Annotated in this window: 13 protein-coding genes; 9 read left to right on the forward strand and 4 right to left on the reverse strand. The window is 34.4% G+C overall.

Translation table 11 applies throughout. The features are described 5' to 3' along the window. Positions 1–60 precede the first annotated feature (60 nt). The 3 genes from ACKC83_RS13790 to ACKC83_RS13800 all read right to left on the reverse strand — a co-directional run bounded on the left by ACKC83_RS13790 (position 61) and on the right by ACKC83_RS13800 (position 4,344). Complete coding sequence (locus ACKC83_RS13790) at positions 61–1,101, reverse strand: GMP reductase (protein ID WP_434035959.1); 1,041 nt, start codon at positions 1,099–1,101, stop codon at positions 61–63. A 131-nt stretch (positions 1,102–1,232) separates the two neighbouring features. Next, entirely contained in the window at positions 1,233–1,613 is a 381-nt protein-coding gene (locus ACKC83_RS13795) for a Rid family detoxifying hydrolase (protein WP_414034421.1), read from the reverse strand. A 10-nt stretch (positions 1,614–1,623) separates the two neighbouring features. Beyond that, a complete protein-coding gene (locus ACKC83_RS13800; RefSeq protein ID WP_434035960.1) occupies positions 1,624–4,344 on the reverse strand; it encodes a putative LPS assembly protein LptD in 2,721 nt (906 codons plus the stop codon). A 130-nt stretch (positions 4,345–4,474) separates the two neighbouring features. Between ACKC83_RS13800 and ACKC83_RS13805 the strand changes: the two genes are divergently transcribed. From ACKC83_RS13805 to ACKC83_RS13845, 9 genes are all read left to right on the forward strand, one after another. Continuing rightward, the gene (locus tag ACKC83_RS13805; RefSeq protein WP_414034423.1) at positions 4,475–5,593 is read left to right on the forward strand and encodes an N-acetylmuramoyl-L-alanine amidase family protein; all 1,119 of its coding nucleotides are present in this window, start codon (positions 4,475–4,477) and stop codon (positions 5,591–5,593) included. Positions 5,594–5,659: 66 nt separating this feature from the next. Next, positions 5,660–6,649, forward strand: a complete 990-nt coding sequence (locus tag ACKC83_RS13810) for an MlaD family protein (RefSeq protein WP_414034424.1) — start codon at positions 5,660–5,662, stop codon at positions 6,647–6,649. Between the two features lie 5 nt (positions 6,650–6,654). Continuing rightward, on the forward strand, positions 6,655–7,962 hold the full coding sequence (locus ACKC83_RS13815; RefSeq protein ID WP_434035961.1) for a 4Fe-4S dicluster domain-containing protein: 1,308 nt from the start codon (positions 6,655–6,657) through the stop codon (positions 7,960–7,962). A 47-nt stretch (positions 7,963–8,009) separates the two neighbouring features. Beyond that, positions 8,010–8,801 (forward strand): (Fe-S)-binding protein, encoded by a 792-nt coding sequence (locus ACKC83_RS13820; protein ID WP_434035962.1) that lies wholly within the window; start codon positions 8,010–8,012, stop codon positions 8,799–8,801. A gap of 58 nt (positions 8,802–8,859) precedes the next feature. Further along, positions 8,860–9,345, forward strand: a complete 486-nt coding sequence (locus ACKC83_RS13825; RefSeq protein ID WP_434035963.1) for an ABC transporter ATPase — start codon at positions 8,860–8,862, stop codon at positions 9,343–9,345. A 133-nt stretch (positions 9,346–9,478) separates the two neighbouring features. Beyond that, positions 9,479–10,702 (forward strand): phosphoserine phosphatase SerB, encoded by a 1,224-nt coding sequence (gene serB / locus ACKC83_RS13830; protein ID WP_414034428.1) that lies wholly within the window; start codon positions 9,479–9,481, stop codon positions 10,700–10,702. A 290-nt stretch (positions 10,703–10,992) separates the two neighbouring features. Beyond that, positions 10,993–13,914 carry a glycoside hydrolase family 3 N-terminal domain-containing protein gene (locus ACKC83_RS13835; protein ID WP_434035964.1) on the forward strand — a complete coding sequence of 974 codons (2,922 nt, stop codon included), beginning with the start codon at positions 10,993–10,995 and terminating at the stop codon, positions 13,912–13,914. A 2-nt stretch (positions 13,915–13,916) separates the two neighbouring features. Further along, positions 13,917–15,056 carry an N-acetyl-alpha-D-glucosaminyl L-malate synthase BshA gene (gene bshA / locus ACKC83_RS13840; protein ID WP_434035965.1) on the forward strand — a complete coding sequence of 380 codons (1,140 nt, stop codon included), beginning with the start codon at positions 13,917–13,919 and terminating at the stop codon, positions 15,054–15,056. Positions 15,057–15,232: 176 nt separating this feature from the next. Continuing rightward, positions 15,233–18,163 carry an FAD-binding and (Fe-S)-binding domain-containing protein gene (locus tag ACKC83_RS13845; protein ID WP_434035966.1) on the forward strand — a complete coding sequence of 977 codons (2,931 nt, stop codon included), beginning with the start codon at positions 15,233–15,235 and terminating at the stop codon, positions 18,161–18,163. Here the strand turns inward: ACKC83_RS13845 and ACKC83_RS13850 are convergent. After that, positions 18,155–19,015: a UDP-2,3-diacylglucosamine diphosphatase gene (locus ACKC83_RS13850; protein WP_434035967.1), complete on the reverse strand. Its 861-nt coding sequence runs from the start codon at positions 19,013–19,015 to the stop codon at positions 18,155–18,157. The genes ACKC83_RS13845 and ACKC83_RS13850 overlap by 9 nt on opposite strands. Positions 19,016–19,029: the final 14 nt, after the last annotated feature.

Below are 19,029 nucleotides of genomic sequence, written 5' to 3' on the forward strand. Positions count from 1 at the left end.
ATAGACTCGAGATTTTTTGTTTTAATTCCTATATCTGTTTGAAAAAAAAAGATATATAAATTATAAAGTATATACCTGATTTTCTTGTTCTGACACCCGAATAAATGTAGTACGCTTAGTAAGTTCTTTTAAACGTTTAGCGCCTACGTAGGTACAGGTACTCCTAATACCACCTAAAATGTCGTGAAGGGTATCATCTACCGGACCTTTAAAAGGGACTTTAACCGTTTTACCTTCACTCGCTCTATATTCGGCAACACCACCCACATATTTATCCATCGCAGTTTTGCTACTCATACCATAAAATTGTTTGTAAGGTTTACCTTCTATTTCAATTAATTTTCCTCCACTTTCTTCATGTCCAGCAAGCATTCCACCTAGCATAACAAAATCTGCACCAGCACCAAAGGCCTTAGATACGTCTCCTGGAACAGCGCAACCACCATCACTAATTATTTGTCCGCCTAAACCATGTGCGGCGTCGGCACATTCTATAATAGCAGATAATTGCGGGTAACCCACTCCGGTTTTTACTCGAGTTGTACATACTGATCCTGGGCCAATTCCAACTTTTACGATATCGGCACCAGACAGTATTAATTCTTCAACCATTTCTCCAGTAACTACATTTCCAGCGATTATAATTTTGTCTGGAAATTGTGCTCTTGTCTTTTTTACAAATTTCACGAAATGTTCAGAATACCCGTTTGCGACATCTATACAGATAAATTGAAGTTTAGGATGTTTATCAAAAATTTGTCTTAATTTCTCTATGTCTTTACTGCCTGTTCCTGTACTAACGGCAATATAATTTTCTATATGTTCTGGAGCATCAGTTAAAAACTGATCCCAATCTTGGAAACTATAATGTTTATGTATAGCAGTAAAAAGTTTTTGTTTTGCTAATGCTAGAGCTAAAGGAAACGTTCCTACAGTATCCATATTAGCCGCCATTATTGGCACACCCGTCCAAGTTTTCTGACTGTGTAAAAATGTAAATTCGCGCTCCAAACTAACTTGCGAACGACTTTTTAAGGTCGATCGTTTTGGGCGAAACATAACATCTTTAAAGCCTAATTTAATTTCATTTTCAATACGCATATAAATGGGGATTAGTGATATTATAAAAATACGGGTTAAGTTCTGTTTACGGAAGTAGATTTCAAAAAAAAGCTCAAAATTAATGTCGCATGTACATTAATTTTGAGCTTCAATTTAAGAAAAAATCTGTTCTATTTAGATGCTAAAAAGCTAATTTCAACATTAACAAATTTTGGTAAGTTGGCAACTTCTACAGTTTCTCTTGCAGGAGCAGTTGCTTCGTCGAAATACTGACCGTAAACTTCGTTTATTTGTGCAAAATTATTCATGTCGCTTATAAATATCGATGTTTTAATAATATCTTCAAACGTCATATCTGCTGCCTTTAAAATTGCATTTATGTTTTCCATTACTTGTTTTGTTTCCGTTTTAATATCGTCTAAAACCAATTCGCTAGTTGAAGGATTAATAGCAATTTGACCTGAAGCATATAACATTCCGTTTTTTAAAACAGCTTGATTATAAGGTCCGATAGGAGCAGGAGCATTAGGTGTTGTAATTATCGTTTTCATATCTATAATTTTAAAGTTGTTGATCTGGTTGTAAACGTTTATCGTATTTAAGGTCGCTTAAAATACTAGATTTAATTCCTATAAAGAAATACCAAGATTTTCTAGAGCTAAAAGGGACCCAACTAAAATTCATTCTCCAACTTTCTAAATCACGTTCTAAACGTAATTGGGTATACGTGAAGCCTAAGTTTTTAAAGTCGTATCCTGAAGATGCTCCAACGCTCCATTTTGGAGAAAGACTAACATCTCCAGAGAACATTAACGAGTGTGACGACACTTCATTTTGACGTTGCGTATTCGAATAATTTACGGCATACGCTAAGTTTAAAGTCCACGGAATTTTAAATTTATAAAACTCGTTGTCTTCCTTTTCTTCATCTTCTTCGTCATCATTATCAAAGAAACTTTGGTCGGTAAAATCTTGCGACACCCCAAACAAATCATCCGCTCGACCACCACCACGCAGATTTTCTTGTATACCACGTTGATCTTCTTCGTCTTTTTTCTCTCCACTAAATAAATCATTAGATAGCGAATAACTTAGAGTTAGGTTAGCAGATGTTAATCTAAATAAACTACCATTATTATTAATATTGTAAACGTCTACTTTATTATTGTTATTATCTAAAGCATATGGGTCTAATGTAGCCCCGAAATTAATATTCATTTTGTTATTCAAAATTTGAGTACCACCACTAACACGGACTGGGCTCCACTGTAAAGAATCTCCTGCAATATTATAAGAGGTAGAAAAATTTAAGTTATTAAGTAACATCACTTTTTTAGCTTCGGTAGCCGTAGTGTCTTTGTCTCTTACTTTGGCTTCGAAATTATTGGCAAGCGACAGTCCTATAGACGAAGAAAAGTTCTGATTAGGAGATCCAAATATACTTTCTTCAAATCTAGAATACGAATCTTGCGTAGTTCCATCGGCAGAAATTACATCGTACGTGTCGTAATACTGATCGAAAGACGGATTAATGTTATAACTAATTGCAGGTCTAATAACGTGTCTAATGGCTTGTATTTTTGGATTTTCGCCTTCTTTCTTAAAATCGAACATTCCATAAATAGTTGTTCCTAAACTGGTACTAAAATTATACGTTCTATAAGCGTCAAAGCCATTAACTGATTCGGTAATCACTTCATCTGTATCCTGATCGTAATATTTCTCAACGGTTTTAAACGTCCAGTTTTCTTGGAAAGTCGATCCTGCACTTAAACTAAAATGCTTAAATAATTTAAAGTTTGTGCTTAACGGAATATTGTGTTGTACCCCAGCTCTTGCGTCTTCGAACATTTCAGGTTTAAAGAACAAAGAGTCCGTTGTTTGAATTTGATTTTCGGCACGGACAGAGTATTGAAAATTTATATTTTGAATAATTCCTTTTGAAGAACCTGTTTTTGGAGCAAAAGGAAATACACGTCCTACACTTCCTTGAAAGGTTGGTAAGGTCATGTTTATCTGTTCGGTCTGTGTGTTTTGAGAGTGCGTTGCAGTAACACTTAAATTAACTTGTGGCTCTCCCGTAAAAGATTTTGAGTACGATACAGATGAAGACAGCGTATTATTTAAAAAGTTACCCGTGTTTATCTGATTTACAGACTGCTGATAGTAGGAACTACTACCTAAGTTTACCGATGCAGAAAAACTAGAATTAGGATTCGATTTAGAATCTTGACTGTGCGACCAGCGAATGTTATATACAGTAGATTTTGAGTAATCTGGAAACCCTTTTTCACTATTAATTAAGCTCTCGTATCTAAACGCTGCGCTACCTCTAAATTTATACTTCGTAGCGTAAGTGGTCTCTGCTCTAAATCCATAACTCCCATTGGTATAGTAATCTGCTAAAAGGGCTAAATCTACATAATCGCTTATAGCAAAATAGTAACCTCCATTTTGAAGAAAATATCCTCTGGTACTATCTTCTCCAAAAGTAGGTATTATAATACCAGAAGTTTGAGTATCTGTTAATGGGAAAAATCCGAAAGGCACAGCAATTGGTGTAGGCACATTAGCAATAACCATATGTGTTGGTCCAACAACTATCTTTTTACCTGGAACAAATTTAATTTTACTCGCCTTAAAATAGTAATCTGGATCTTCTACATCTTCAGAAGTCGTAAAACGAGCTTTCGCCATAAAAACGACAGAATCATTTTCCTTTTTTACTATAGGTGCTAGAATATTAAATCCGCTTTGTTCTGTTTTAGAATTAAAAATTAAAGCTTTTTTAGTATCAAAATTAAACCGAATTGAATCGGGTTCAACAACGCTTTGTCCTTGTGTAAATACTGGTTTTTGAGTTAAAACTCCGGAGGTATCTTGTATCCGACCAGCATAAACTTCATTTTTACTGTAGTCAATAACAATCACTCCTGCCTTAATATTCATGTCTTGATAATCTACTTCGGCCTCATTATATAAGTATAATTTTTGCTCTAAGCGGTTGAAAGACGAATAGTCTTTGGCGTGATATTTGACATTATCGGTTAGAAATTCTTTTTTAAGTTTTACGCTATCCAACCTTATAGTATCTTGAGCAGCCTCGGTTATGCTTTTTACAGCAACGGAATCTACACTTATACTTGGTGTATAAAGTGGAATGTCTTGAGTAATAGGTTGTATAACCTTAGCGCGGGTTGGTAGGTCTTGAGAAAAGACAGTCGTGTTTATGAGCACTGTAAAACTTAAAGCTAAAAGTATTTGAAAGTAGTTTGTACGCAATGCTTTTAAATGTATTTTTGTAAAGTCAGGTTTAGTGTATGAAAGGCCAAAATTACATATATTTTTTTGTGATTGATTAATATTCACTAAATTTTAATAATAAACAGATGCCTTAAGTGTTATAGTCTATATGAAAACAAAATCCATATTATTTTTTTTATCCTTTATCTCAATAATCTTATTAACCTCCTTTAAAAGTGATAAACCGCTCTATTCTAGTAAATTTGTAGTTGTTTTAGATGCTGGTCATGGTGGTCACGACCCCGGAAAACCTACCAAATATGGGTTTACCGAGAAAGAAGTGGCTTTAAAAATTGTTTTAAAAATAGGAGCAGAGTTAGAAAAAAACAAGGATATAAAAGTGATTTATACCCGAAAAACCGATGTCTTCGTTACTTTAAGAGGTCGGGCTCAAATAGCAAATCAAGCCGATGCCGATTTATTTGTATCTGTACATTGTAATGCTCACCATTCTCAAGCTTCTGGAACTGAGACTTATGTGGTAGGAGTTGCTAATACCAAGCGTAATTTTGATGTTGCCAAACAGGAAAACGAAGTAATTCTATTAGAGGATGATTACGAAACACATTACGACGGATTTAATCCTAACGCACCTGAATCATTAATTGGTTTAACATTAATGCAAGAAGATTATATTGATTACAGTATTATGCTTGCAGGAATGATTGAAAGTAATTTTGCGAATAAACTTAAACGTAAAAGTCGTGGGGTTAAGCAAGCCAGTTTATGGGTAATGCATAATACATATATGCCAAGTGTGCTTATTGAAACTGGATTTATTACAAATAGTGAAGAAGGCCGTTATTTAAACTCTAGTAAGGGGCAAACAGAAATTTCGACAGCTATAAAAGATGCTATTTTAGAATACAAAACATCGTTAGATTTAAACATTGGTGAAAATATTGGTGCACCAAGAGTGCAAGCCATTAGTAAAGATGATGATCTTGAAGATACGGAAACCTCGGAACCATATAGCGATGTCGTTTTTAAAGTGCAAATTGCAGCGAGCTCTAAGAAATTGGAAACAAAACCTTTTAATTTTAATGGTTTAAGCACAGTATCTAGAGATAAAATAGGTGCGATTTATAAATATTATTACGGTAATACGTCAGATTATTCTGTAATAAAAGATTTGCTTATTCACGCCAAAGCCAAAGGGTTTGATACAAGTTTTATTGTTGCATTTAAAAATGGTGAGCAAGTGCATTTGGACAAAGTGCTAAATTAGTACATCAAATTAAGTGTATTCTAATTTTATTATTTCTAATTTTGTTTATAAACTAAAATCATTGCTTTGAAGATATCAAGAGAAGTTAAAACAGCTATCCTAGTTATTGCTGGAGTATTATTTTTAATATTTGGGATAAACTTTTTGAAGGGTGTAAATTTATTTTCATCTTCCAGAACATTTTATGTAATATATGAAAATGTAGAAGGGCTAACACCTTCAACACCGGTAACCATTAACGGGTTACAAGTCGGTAATGTAAAAGACATTACGTTACAAGAGGATGCTAAATTGTTAGTGACACTAATAATCGATAATGATTATTCTTTTTCAAAGAATAGTAAAGCGGAGTTGTATGATACCAGTTTAATTGGTGGTAAGTCTGTGGCTATCGTGCCTGCGTTGGATAATGCAGAAGTCGCTAAAGACAACGATTATCTAATGGCTTCAAGAAAATCTGGTCTAACAGATATTGTTGGAGAAAAATTAGCTCCACTACAGGAAAAAATAGAATCGTTAACGAATAATGCAGACTCCTTACTTTTAAATGTAAATAGTATTTTCGACGAAAAGACTAAATCGAGTTTACAAAATGCTATTGCGTCTTTAGACCAAACAATTTCTTCGTTTCAAAAAACATCTAATAGTTTAAACGGTGTTATAGCAGATAACCGAGAAAATTTAAATACAACACTTACTAATTTTAGTAATGCTTCTACTAATATTTCTAAAATTTCAGATTCTTTAGCGGCGACTAACTTTTCTGCTGTTGTAAACAATTTAGAAGAAACCTTATCAACTTTTAACGGTGTTTTAGCCGATGTTAATAATGGAGAAGGTTCTTTAGGGAAATTGTTAAAAGACGATAAATTGTATAGTAACTTAGAAGGGGCATCGCTTCAATTAGAACAATTACTTCAGGACATGAAATTAAACCCAAAACGCTATGTGCATTTTTCTTTATTCGGAAAAAGACCAGGTAATTTTGATGCTGAAGAAAACCAAGCCGATGATAACGGTTTAAATGTAGACGTCCAGCCAACCACAACTAACTAAAACATATGAGCATCATTCCTAACATATTATTTGCAATACTATTAATTGTCGGAATCGGTTATTTTGCGAAAAACGTAAAAAAATTAGTCCGTAACATTAAGCTTGGTCAAGATGTCGATGTTAGTGATCATACTTCACAACGTTGGAAAAATATGGCCATGATTGCTCTAGGGCAAAGTAAAATGGTTAAACGACCTATTGCAGGTTTTTTACACATTGTTGTGTATGTTGGGTTTGTAATTATAAATATCGAAGTTTTAGAAATTATTATCGATGGGCTTTTTGGAACACATAGAATATTCTCTTCTATAGGCAGTTTATATGGTGTATTAATTGGTGCTTTCGAAATTCTAGCCTTTTTGGTATTGGTCTCTGTCATTATATTTTGGATTCGAAGAAACGTAATAAAATTACAGCGGTTCTGGAAATCTGAAATGAAAGGATGGCCAAAGCATGATGGAAACATTATTTTATATATTGAAATGGTGCTAATGGTATTGTTTCTTGTTATGAATGCTACCGATGCTCATTTTCAGGCCATGAATAACGGTAATGTAATCAGTCAGTTTATAGCTCCATTATTTAGTACGCTTTCAGAAACTACGCTACATATTATAGAAAGAAGCGCATGGTGGTTTCATATTATCGGCATTCTAGCCTTCTTAAATTATTTATACTATTCCAAGCACTTACATATTTTATTAGCTTTTCCAAATACGTATTACGGAAAAGTTAAACCAAAAGGTCAGTTAGATAATCTTGAAGCGGTAACGAAAGAAGTCATGCTTATGATGGATCCTAATGCCGATCCATTCGCGGCTCCAGCAGAAAGTGAAGCTGAAGAAGACATTTCAAAATTTGGAGCTAGCGATGTGCAATACTTAAATTGGGTACAGCTATTAAATGCATATACGTGTACCGAATGTGGGCGCTGTACTAGTGAGTGTCCTGCCAACCAAACAGGAAAAAAGTTATCGCCTCGTAAAATCATGATGGATACGAGAGATCGTTTGGAAGAAGTTGGTAAGAATATAGATGCTAATAATGGTGTCTTTAACGACGACGGGAAACAATTGTTGGGCGATTATATTACTAATGAAGAACTTTGGGCTTGTACTTCTTGTAATGCTTGTGTAGAAGCTTGTCCAATAAGTATCGATCCTTTATCGATAATTATAGACATGAGACGATATTTAGTTATGGAACAGTCTGCTGCTCCAGCAGAATTAAATAACATGATGACAAACATAGAAAATAATGGTGCCCCTTGGCCTTATAACCAAATGGACCGTTTAAACTGGAAAGACGAATAAGTATATTATGCTTAAAGTTAATATATACATTAAATCAGAATAGATAAATGAGCGAATTACTAAAAGTGCCTACTATGGCAGAATATATGGCTCAAGGTAAGCAACCAGATGTTTTATTTTGGGTAGGCTGTGCCGGAAGTTTTGATGATAGAGCAAAAAAAATCACCAAAGCATTTGTAAAGTTATTAAACAAGGCGAATGTAGATTTTGCGGTTTTAGGTACGGAGGAGAGTTGTACTGGAGATCCAGCAAAACGTGCAGGAAACGAGTTTTTATTCCAAATGCAAGCGGTTTCAAATATCGAAGTTTTAAATGCTTACGAGGTTAAAAAAATCGTAACAGCATGTCCGCATTGCTTTAATACCATCAAAAATGAATATCCTCAATTAGGTGGGAATTATGAGGTTATGCACCATACTCAGTTTTTGAAATCTCTATTAGAAGAAGGGAAATTAAGCATTGAAGGTGGACAATACAAAGGGAAACGTATTACATTCCACGATCCGTGTTATTTAGGTCGTGCCAATAATGTGTACGAAGCACCTAGGGATCTTATTAAGAAATTAGAAGCCGAATTGGTTGAAATGAAAAACTGTAAAAGCAAAGGATTATGTTGTGGAGCAGGTGGTGCGCAAATGTTTAAAGATGCAGAAAAAGGAGATAAAGAAGTGAATGTAGAGCGTACCGAACAAGCCATAGAAGTTAAACCAGATATTATCGCTGCAGGGTGTCCGTTTTGTAATACTATGATGACGGATGGTGTAAAGGCAAAAGATAAAGAGGCCGACGTAGAAGTTATGGATATAGCCGAGCTTATTGCAAATGCACAAGATTTATAGAAATTCTTAGCAGAATTCTTAACAAACAAATTACAGATTAAAACATAGTTAAAAAAAGATGTTAGTAGATTTTAATACATTACCAGAAACTTCAAAGATTTGGATTTATCAAGCAAATCGTTCATTTAATGATCAAGAATTAGAAGAGATAAAATCTAAATTAGATGTCTTTATAGAAAATTGGACCGCTCATGGTGCCGATTTAAGTGCAGGTTACGAAATAAAATATAAGCGTTTTATCATTCTTGGTCTAAATCAAGAAGTTAATAATGCCACAGGGTGTTCTGTAGATGCTTCTGTTCATTTTATTCAGCAATTAGAAAAAGATTACAATGTCGATTTATTAGACAAAATGAATGTGTCTTATAAACAAGGCGAATTTGTAGCTTACAAAACCTTGAGCGAATTTAGAAAAATGGCTAAAGACAAGGCGGTATCTAAAAACACTATTGTTTTTAATAATTTAGTAACAAATATCGCCGAGTATAACGAAAACTGGGAAGTTCCTGCTAGCGAAAGTTGGCATAACAGATTTCTTAAATAGTATATATTATTAGTTTAGGACGTAAAGTCTAGTTCGCTATAAATTTCAAACCTACAGAATCTATAATCAATATAATAAGGCCTTTCATGCTAAAAAGGCCTTTAATTTTTCATTTTAAAAACCAAACGATATTATGAATAATGAGATTTTCTTATTAAACATTTCGGGGCAAGATAAGCCTGGATTAACATCAAGTTTAACAGGTGTTTTAGCACAGTATGGTGCTAAAGTACTGGATATTGGTCAAGCCAATATTCATGATACCTTGTCTTTAGGTATTTTATTTGAAATAAAATCGAAGAAAAAATCGGCTGCTGTTTTAAAAGATTTACTGTTTAAAGCTTACGAATTAGGAATCACAGCAAAATTTACACCTATTACATTAGACGATTATGAAGACTGGGTAACACTGCAAGGTAAAGACCGCTATATCATTACTATATTAGGAGAGAAGTTGGCTGCAGAACAGATTTCTGAAGTCACTAAAGTAATCTCCGAAAAGAATTTAAACATCGATGCGATTAAACGTCTAACCGGGCGTTTGTCTTTAGTAAAAGAAGAGGAATATCCTAGAGCTTCGATTCAATTATCCATAAGAGGAGAAATTAAAGATAAGTCGGAAATTACGGCAAAATTCATGCAAATTTCACGTGAATTAGATGTCGATATCGCTTTTCAAGAAGATAATATTTATAGACGTAACAGACGTTTGGTGTGTTTTGATATGGATTCTACTTTAATTCAGACCGAAGTTATCGATGAGCTAGCAGAACTTGCAGGCGTTGGTACACAGGTTAAGGCAATTACAGAATCTGCTATGCAGGGCGAAATTGATTTTAATGAAAGTTTTAAACAACGTATGAAACTTTTAGAAGGATTAAGCGAAGAAGTTTTACAACAAGTTGCGGTAAAATTACCTATTACCAAAGGTGCTAGACGTTTAATTAATACGCTTAAAAAATACGGATTTAAAACAGCAATTTTATCAGGTGGATTTACGTATTTCGGGCATTATCTTCAAAAGGAATTGGGGATCGATTATGTTTACGCAAACCAATTAGAAATTATAGATGGTAAGCTTACTGGTGGTTATCTTGGTGATATAGTAGATGGTAATAAAAAAGCGGAGTATTTAAAAGAAATCGCAATTAAAGAAGGTATCGATATTGCTCAAACCATAGCTGTTGGCGATGGTGCTAACGATTTACCAATGCTTAACCTTGCTGGTTTAGGAATTGCTTTTCACGCAAAACCTAAGGTAAAAGACAATGCGCAGAGTTCTATTTCGAGTATTGGGTTAGATGGAGTTTTATATTTATTAGGCTATCACGATAGATATATTGACTTGGTAGAATAACCTCAAATTATATAAAGTATTTAAAAGCTTTGTTCAATTTATTTTGAATGAAGCTTTTTATATTTTAATTAAAATGAGTTTAAAAACTAAAATAAGTATTGATTATTAGTGGTTTAGGTTCATATCTTTATCTGACCTCATTTTTTAACGAATGGGATTTTTTCTAGATTTCAAACTGTTCATTAATTCTTTATAAATCTATCATAAAGTCTTTTTAACTTCATTTTAAATATGGTATTTTGCCTACAGTTTTACCCTCAAGAATATATTTACATTCAAACAGAATTTTCATGCGCAACATTTTATATATCTCTCTCATAATTTTTAGTATTAACTTTACTTTTAGTCAGAATACTACTAATCCTTTGGTTACAAAGGACGCTATTGCTCAACAAAAATGGGTAGATAGTGTGTATACAAAATTAACGCTTCAAGAGCGTATTGGGCAATTGTTTATGGTTCGTGCCATGACATCTGCAAATACAAGAGATGTAACCGCTATTAAAAATCTTATCAAAAACAATCATATTGGAGGTATCATTTATTCTAAGGGAGGTCCTGTAAAATTGGCAAAACTAAATAATACTTATCAAGGCATGTCTAAGGTGCCTATGTTAATCGGTATGGATGCAGAATGGGGATTAAGCATGCGACTAGATTCTACTTATGCGTTTCCATGGAATATGACTTTAGGTGCGATTAAAGATAAGGCTTTAGTAGAGCAGGCCGGAAAACATATAGGTGAGCATTGTAAACGTTTGGGGATTCATTTTAATTTTGGACCGGACGTAGATATTAATACAAATCCTAAAAACCCAATTATTGGAAACCGTTCTTTTGGGGAAGATCGAGACGAAGTTACTGAACATGCAGTAGCCTTTATGAAAGGGTTGCAAAGTGCAGGTGTCATGGCCACAGGGAAACATTTTCCTGGGCATGGAGATACCGAAACAGATTCTCATAAAGCTTTGCCAACCATCACTTTTTCTGAAAAACGAATAGATTCTATCGAGTTGTATCCGTATAAAAAAATGATTAAAAACGGGATGGAAAGTGTTATGGTAGCGCATTTAAATGTCCCTAGTTTAGAGTCTAGACCAGATTTTCCTTCATCATTATCTAAAGCCATCATTACCGATTTATTAAAAGAAAAAATGGGATTTGAAGGCTTAATCTTCACCGATGCTTTAGAGATGAAAGGGGTAGCAAATTTTAGTAGTCCTGGAGATATCGACTTAGCGGCATTCTTAGCCGGAAATGATATTTTATTAATTTCGGAAGATGTTCCAAAAGCTATGGCTAAAATTACCGAAGCTTATAATAATAAAACCATCACCGAAGAGCGTTTGGCTTATTCTGTGAAGAAAATATTGATGTCTAAATATAAAGTTGGTTTAAATAAATACAAACCTATTGAAATTACCAATTTAGTTAAGGATTTAAATAGACTTGAAGACGATATTTTAAATGAAGAATTATTTGAAAATGCCATTACCGTTGTGAAAAACGATAAGGATGTTTTGCCAATTCGTGATTTAGATAAAAAATCTATTGCTTACATAAAATTAGGAGACGACAGCGGAACACCGTTTTTTAATGAATTAAAGAAATATACTAAAGTACACGAAGTGCGATCGGATGCTTACCAATTTGTAAAAGGTAAATTAGACAGTTATAATACCGTTATAGTGGGGTTACATCGCTCGAATGCTAATCCTTGGAAAAGCTATAGTTTCACTTCTCAAGAAATTCAGTTATTAGATAGTATTGCCAAAAATCATACTGTTATTTTAGATGTTTTTGTAAAACCCTATGCGTTATTAGATTTACCTGCGATAGATAATATTGAAGGAATAATGGTAAGTTACCAAAACAGCGTCGTGTCTCAACAAAAATCGGCTCAAATTATTTTTGGAGCACTTCCAGCTAAAGGGAAATTACCCGTTTCGGTGGGTAATGGCTTACATGTTGGCGATGGAATCCCAATCAGTTCTATTTCAAGATTAGGATATACGGTACCAGAACGTGTAGGAATCGATTCCAAAAAATTACATAAAATAGATGCTGTTGCGCAACGTGCCGTAGACGATCATATGACGCCTGGTTTACAGCTTTTAGTGGCTAGAAAAGGTAAGGTGATTTACAATCAGAATTTCGGAAAACATACGTATGAAGCTAACTCCGAAGTTGTAAAATTTAATGATATTTACGATATCGCGTCGCTAACAAAAATTGTGTCCAGCTTGCCGTTATTAATGGAAATTGTAGAGCAAGACGATGAAATTTCAATCAACTCAAAACTTTCAGACTTATTACCAGAGTATGTGGGATCTAATAAAGCCAATATAACGCTTAAAGAAATGTTGTCGCATTATGCGCGATTAAAACCCTGGATTCCTTTTTATGTTGCAACACTAGACTCGGCCAAACAGCCGAGTTCTGAATATTATAGCAATGCGCCAAGTGAACTTTTTAATATTAAAGTGGCTAATAATATTTATTTAAAACGCGACTATCCGGATACCATTCAGAAGATTATAAAAGAAACGGATTTGTTAACTAAGACCGGATACCGTTATAGTGACTTACCTTATTATATTTTAAAGAAATTTATTGAAGTTTATTACGACAGAACATTAGATCATTTAATTCAAACTAAATTTTATGAGCCATTAGGGATGAATTTATCAACCTATAACCCATATTTAAAGTTTCCTATGAAGGACATTGTACCAACAGAAAACGATACATATTACAGGCATCAAGTAGTGCAAGGTTATGTTCACGATATGGGAGCGGCCATGCAGAATGGTGTCGGTGGCCATGCCGGTGTATTTAGTAATGCCAACGATATTGCCAAAATTATGCAGATGTATTTACAAAAAGGATTTTATGGAGATAAGCGGTATCTCAAGCCAGAGACGGTAGATATGTTTAATAAAACGTATTACTCTAGCAAAGGAAACCGACGTGGTTTAGGATTTGATAAACCACAATTGGGAACAAGTGGCCCGACTTGTGGTTGCGTATCTATGAAAAGTTTTGGGCATTCTGGTTTTACAGGAACCTATACTTGGGCAGATCCGGACGAAGAATTAGTGTATGTCTTTTTAGCAAACAGAACGTATCCGTCTGCCGAAATTAACATGCTTTTACGAGAGAATATTAGAACCGATATTCAAGAACTTATTTACGAAGCAATTATAAAATAAAGATGATTATAGGACTTGTTTGTTATCCAACATTTGGAGGGAGTGGAGTAGTTGCTACAGAATTAGGATTAGAGTTAGCGAAACGCGGACACGAAATACATTTTATTACTTATAACCAGCCCGTGCGGTTGGATTTATTGGGAAACAAAGTACATTTTCATGAAGTTAATGTACCTGAATATCCATTATTTCATTATCAGCCTTATGAGTTGGCCTTATCTAGTAAATTAGTAGATACGGTAAAACTTCATAAAATTGAAGTGTTACACGTCCATTATGCCATACCTCATGCATATGCCGCATATATGGCTAAAAAAATGTTACAAGAAGAAGGTATTCATCTTCCCATTGTAACCACGCTTCATGGTACAGATATTACATTGGTGGGAAGTCATCCATTTTATAAATCTGCCGTAACGTTTAGCATTAATAAATCGGATGCCGTTACAGCGGTTTCTGAAAGTTTAAAGTACGATACCTTTAGATTATTCGATATTAAAAACGATATCCATGTCATTACCAATTTTATCGATATCGAAAAATACAAACATAGTTATACCGATTGCCAACGTGGTATGATGGCTCCAGATAACGAAAAAATTATTACTCACATTAGTAATTTAAGACCCGTAAAACGGATTACCGATGTGATTAAAATTTTCTATAATATTCAGAAGGAAATTCCTGCAAAATTAATGGTAATTGGTGAAGGTCCGGATAAAGAAAAAGCCGAATATTTATGTCAGGAATTAGGCATATTGGATAAAGTGGTGTTCTTTGGACGAAGTAACGAAATTGATAAAATTTTATGTTTTTCCGATTTGTTTCTGTTACCGTCGGAAACCGAAAGTTTTGGGTTGGCAGCATTAGAAGCTATGGCTTCAGGTGTGCCTGTCATTTCTAGTAATACAGGCGGCATTCCAGAAGTAAATATTAATGGTATCACTGGTTTTTTAAGCGATGTTGGAGATATAGAAAATATGAGTGAGAATGCGATTTATATATTAAGTGACGAAGCCCGCTTGGAGCAATTTAAGCATAATGCAAAAGAACGTTCGTATGTCTTCGATTTACATAATATTGTGCCACAATACGAAAAACTATACGAGCAAACCATTGCTAAAGGTCCTCAGCAAGATTGAGTTTAATTCGAAATAAATACTATTAAAAACACTTCAGGTTTAGTAATAATCTGAAGTGTTTTATTTTTAAAGCTATGTCTATGTTGTAAGAAGTATAGCGATACCCTTGTTAGTCTTATCAACTATCGTTACATTTATTTGATGCCTATACACGATGTATTTTATTTTAGACTATTATGACCAAATCTGTTTCTACACATTTACCAGAATTACAAAACGCTTTAGAAGGGGAATTGTTTTACGACGACTTAATGAAGTCTATTTACGCCACAGATGCTTCAGTATATAGACGATTACCTCTAGCGGTAGCGTATCCAAAACATGAAACAGATTTAAAAGTACTTATAGATTTTGCAAATACTAATGACATTACTCTTATTCCAAGAACGGCCGGAACGTCTTTAGCGGGTCAGTGTGTAGGCGACGGAATTGTAGTTGATGTTTCGAAGTATTTCACAGAAATTATTGCCATAAATAAAGAAGCGAGAACAGTAACGGTACAACCTGGGATTGTGAGAGACTTTTTGAATCTTCAATTACAACCATATGGTTTATTTTTCGCGCCAGATACATCAACTTCTAATCGTTGTATGGTTGGTGGTATGGTTGGAAATAATTCATCGGGAACGACATCTATTCAGTATGGTGTGACGCGTGATAAAGTGTTAGAACTCAAAACCATTTTAAGCGACGGAAGTGAAGCTATTTTTGGCAATTTAACTTCAGAAGAATTTTTACAGAAAACAACCTTACCAAATCTCGAAGGACAATTATATAAAACCATTTACGAGGCGTTAAAACCTGATGCGGTGCGTTCTCAGATTCATGAAGCGTTTCCTAAACCAGAAATACATCGCAGAAACACAGGGTACGCTATTGATAAATTAATAGACTGTTCTGTGTTTCAAGAGTCTGCTAAACCTTTTAATATGTGCAACCTGTTGGCAGGTAGCGAGGGGACTTTGGCTTTTTCAACAGAGATAACACTGCAGTTAGATGTTTTACCACCAACGGCACGTATAATGGTAGCTGCGCATTTTAAAAGCGTAAAAGATGCTTTAGTAGCGACTACAACCTGCATGCAACACCATTTGTATTTATGCGAGATGATGGATAAAACCATATTAGATTGCACTAAAAACAATTTAAAACAGCAAGAAAACAGACAGTTTGTGGTTGGTGATCCGGAAGCTATTTTAATGTGCGAATTAAAAAGCACATCGCAAGCCGATGTTAAAATTCAGGCAGATGCTTTAGTAAATGCACTAGAATCAGAAGGTTTAAGTTATGCGAATGTGGTTTTATCTGACGATGATATTGATAAAGCTATTGAATTAAGAAAAGCGGGATTAGGGCTTTTAGGTAATATTATTGGCGATAAAAAAGCGGTGGCTTGTATTGAAGATACCGCGGTAGCATTACCTGATTTTGCTAATTACATAAATGAATTTACAGCCTTAATGAAAGATTATAATCAGAAAGCCATTTACTATGCTCATGCCGGAGCTGGAGAATTGCATTTACGTCCGGTTCTGAATCTTAAACTGAGTAAGGATGTAGTTCTATTCAGAAAAATTACAACGGACATAGCACATATTGTTAAGAAATATGGTGGTTCTATGTCTGGCGAACATGGCGATGGCATTGTACGTTCAGAATTTATTCCTTTAATGATTGGCGAGGAGAATTACAACATTATAAAACGGATTAAATCTGTATTTGATCCAAATCATATTTTTAATGCAGGGAAAATTGTGGATTCTTTTCCTATGGATGAAGGATTGCGCTATGTTCCTGATCGCATAGAACCTGAGATAGAAACACTACTAGACTTTTCTGCTTCAGAAGGTATTTTAAGACAAGCGGAAAAATGTAATGGGAGTGGAGATTGCAGAAAACCAGCCGAGCTAGGTGGTACCATGTGCCCAAGTTATCGCGCCACACGACATGAAAAAGATTCCACTCGCGCTAGAGCGAATGCACTTCGTGAATTTTTAACACATACCGAAGCAGATAAAAATCCGTTTAATCATAAAGAATTAAAAGATATTTTAGATTTATGTTTAAGTTGTAAAGCGTGTTTAAACGAATGCCCAAGCACGGTAGATATATCGACTATGAAAGCCGAATTTCTGTATCAGTATCAGAAGGAAAATGGATTTGATTTTCGCTCAAAACTGTTCGCTCATAATAATAAAATCAACGAATGGTCGGCACATGTCTCTGCCGTTACGAACTTCTTCTTTAAGACGAAAATTACATCAAATATCATTAAAAAAACATTCGGTATTGCCAAAAATCGTAGTCTGCCATTACTCTCATCTAAAAGTTTAAATAGGTGTATTCAAAACATTGATAATAAGGTGTGTGATTCAAAAACAATAAAGTCAATTTACTTTTTTGTAGATGAATTTACCAACTTCTTAGATACCCCAGTGGGTTTAGATGCGATTGCTTTATTACAGGAGTTACATTACGACATAAAGTTTGTGAAACACGAGGAATCTGGTCGTGCTTTAATATCTAAAGGCTTTCTAGATCACGCTAAAAAATGCGCAAATAAAAACGTGGATATTTACAAAAGTCTAATAACGGAAGAGACGCCTTTAATTGGCGTAGAACCCTCTGCAATATTTACGTTTAAAGATGAATATCTTATGCTGGCCGACGATAAAGATGGTGCGCGCCAAATTGCTGAGCATACTTATTTAATTGAAGATTTTCTGTTTTCAGAAATAGAAAAAGGACATATAAAAGCAGATCAGTTTCATACAGATGAGAAAATTATTAAGATACACTCGCATTGTCATCAAAAAGCAATGAGTAATCAGTTATCTACGTTCAAACTATTAAATCTGCCAACCAATTATAAAGCAACTATTATTCCTAGTGGTTGTTGCGGGATGGCAGGAAGTTTTGGTTACGAGAAAGAACATTATGAGGTGAGTATGGCGGTTGGAGAGCAAACATTATTTCCTGCAATAAGAAAGGCCAGTTCCCAAGTGGTTATTTCTGCAAATGGAACAAGTTGCCGACACCAAATTAAGGATGGGACAAATCGGGAGGCGCTTCATCCAGTTACCATTTTAAGGCGTGCTTTACTCTGATTTTTTCTTTTTAGATTTCTTCTTTTTATCAACTATGGTAATGGCTGCTATTAAATCCTGCATATTCATGTCTTTCAAATCTTCATCTACAAAGAAAGGCGATAGTTTGTCGTAGTTATAATTGTAAATTTTCCAACGCTTAAATTGATATTCTAAAGCCGTAAAGTTTTCTACCCAATCTCCAGAATTTAAATACATGGTTTTTCCAATCTTGTTTTCTTTAATAAGCATTTTAGGCTGATGAATATGGCCACAAACAACATAGTCGTAACCTTGCTCTATGGCTAGGTCTGTTGCTACAGTTTCAAAATCACTAATATATTTTACAGCACCTTTAACTCCGTTTTTTATACGCTTAGAAATGGAATATTTTTCCCTTCCCATTTGAGATAATCCCCAATTAACCACTTGGTTTATTAAGATTAAGAAATCGTAGCCATAACCACCTAATTTGGCAAGCCATTTGGCATTCTGAATAGATACATCGAAGATATCGCCGTGAAAGAACCAAGCACTTTTTCCGTTAAGTTCGGTTACATATTTATCGACTATAGAAAAATTACCAATTTTAGCACCGCTAAAGCGTCTAAGCATCTCGTCGTGATTTCCTGTAATGTAAATGACTTCGACACCATCTGATGCCATATCCATTATTTTTTTTATCACTTGCATATGCGATTTCGGAAAATAACGTTTGCTAAATTGCCAAATATCTATAATATCGCCATTTAAAATTAATTTTTTGGGGTCTATGCTATTTAGGTAGGAATAAAGCGCTTTGGCATGGCAACCAAATGTTCCTAAATGCACATCCGATATAACGGCAACCTCTATTTTTCTTTTGATTTTCAATTAATTTAAGGGAT

It is taken from the genome of Formosa bonchosmolovskayae (assembly GCF_051016085.1).
Taxonomy (GTDB): domain Bacteria; phylum Bacteroidota; class Bacteroidia; order Flavobacteriales; family Flavobacteriaceae; genus Formosa.

Excerpts from the sequence above, each read along its gene's own strand:
- ACKC83_RS13790 (WP_434035959.1), bottom strand. The coding sequence starts at position 1,101 with ATGCGTATTGAAAATGAAATTAAATTAGGCTTTAAAGATGTTATGTTT.
- ACKC83_RS13795 (WP_414034421.1), bottom strand. The coding sequence starts at position 1,613 with ATGAAAACGATAATTACAACACCTAATGCTCCTGCTCCTATCGGACCT.
- ACKC83_RS13805 (WP_414034423.1), top strand. The coding sequence starts at position 4,475 with ATGAAAACAAAATCCATATTATTTTTTTTATCCTTTATCTCAATAATC.
- ACKC83_RS13815 (WP_434035961.1), top strand. The coding sequence starts at position 6,655 with ATGAGCATCATTCCTAACATATTATTTGCAATACTATTAATTGTCGGA.
- ACKC83_RS13820 (WP_434035962.1), top strand. The coding sequence starts at position 8,010 with ATGAGCGAATTACTAAAAGTGCCTACTATGGCAGAATATATGGCTCAA.
- ACKC83_RS13825 (WP_434035963.1), top strand. The coding sequence starts at position 8,860 with ATGTTAGTAGATTTTAATACATTACCAGAAACTTCAAAGATTTGGATT.
- serB (WP_414034428.1), top strand. The coding sequence starts at position 9,479 with ATGAATAATGAGATTTTCTTATTAAACATTTCGGGGCAAGATAAGCCT.
- ACKC83_RS13835 (WP_434035964.1), top strand. The coding sequence starts at position 10,993 with ATGCGCAACATTTTATATATCTCTCTCATAATTTTTAGTATTAACTTT.
- bshA (WP_434035965.1), top strand. The coding sequence starts at position 13,917 with ATGATTATAGGACTTGTTTGTTATCCAACATTTGGAGGGAGTGGAGTA.
- ACKC83_RS13845 (WP_434035966.1), top strand. The coding sequence starts at position 15,233 with ATGACCAAATCTGTTTCTACACATTTACCAGAATTACAAAACGCTTTA.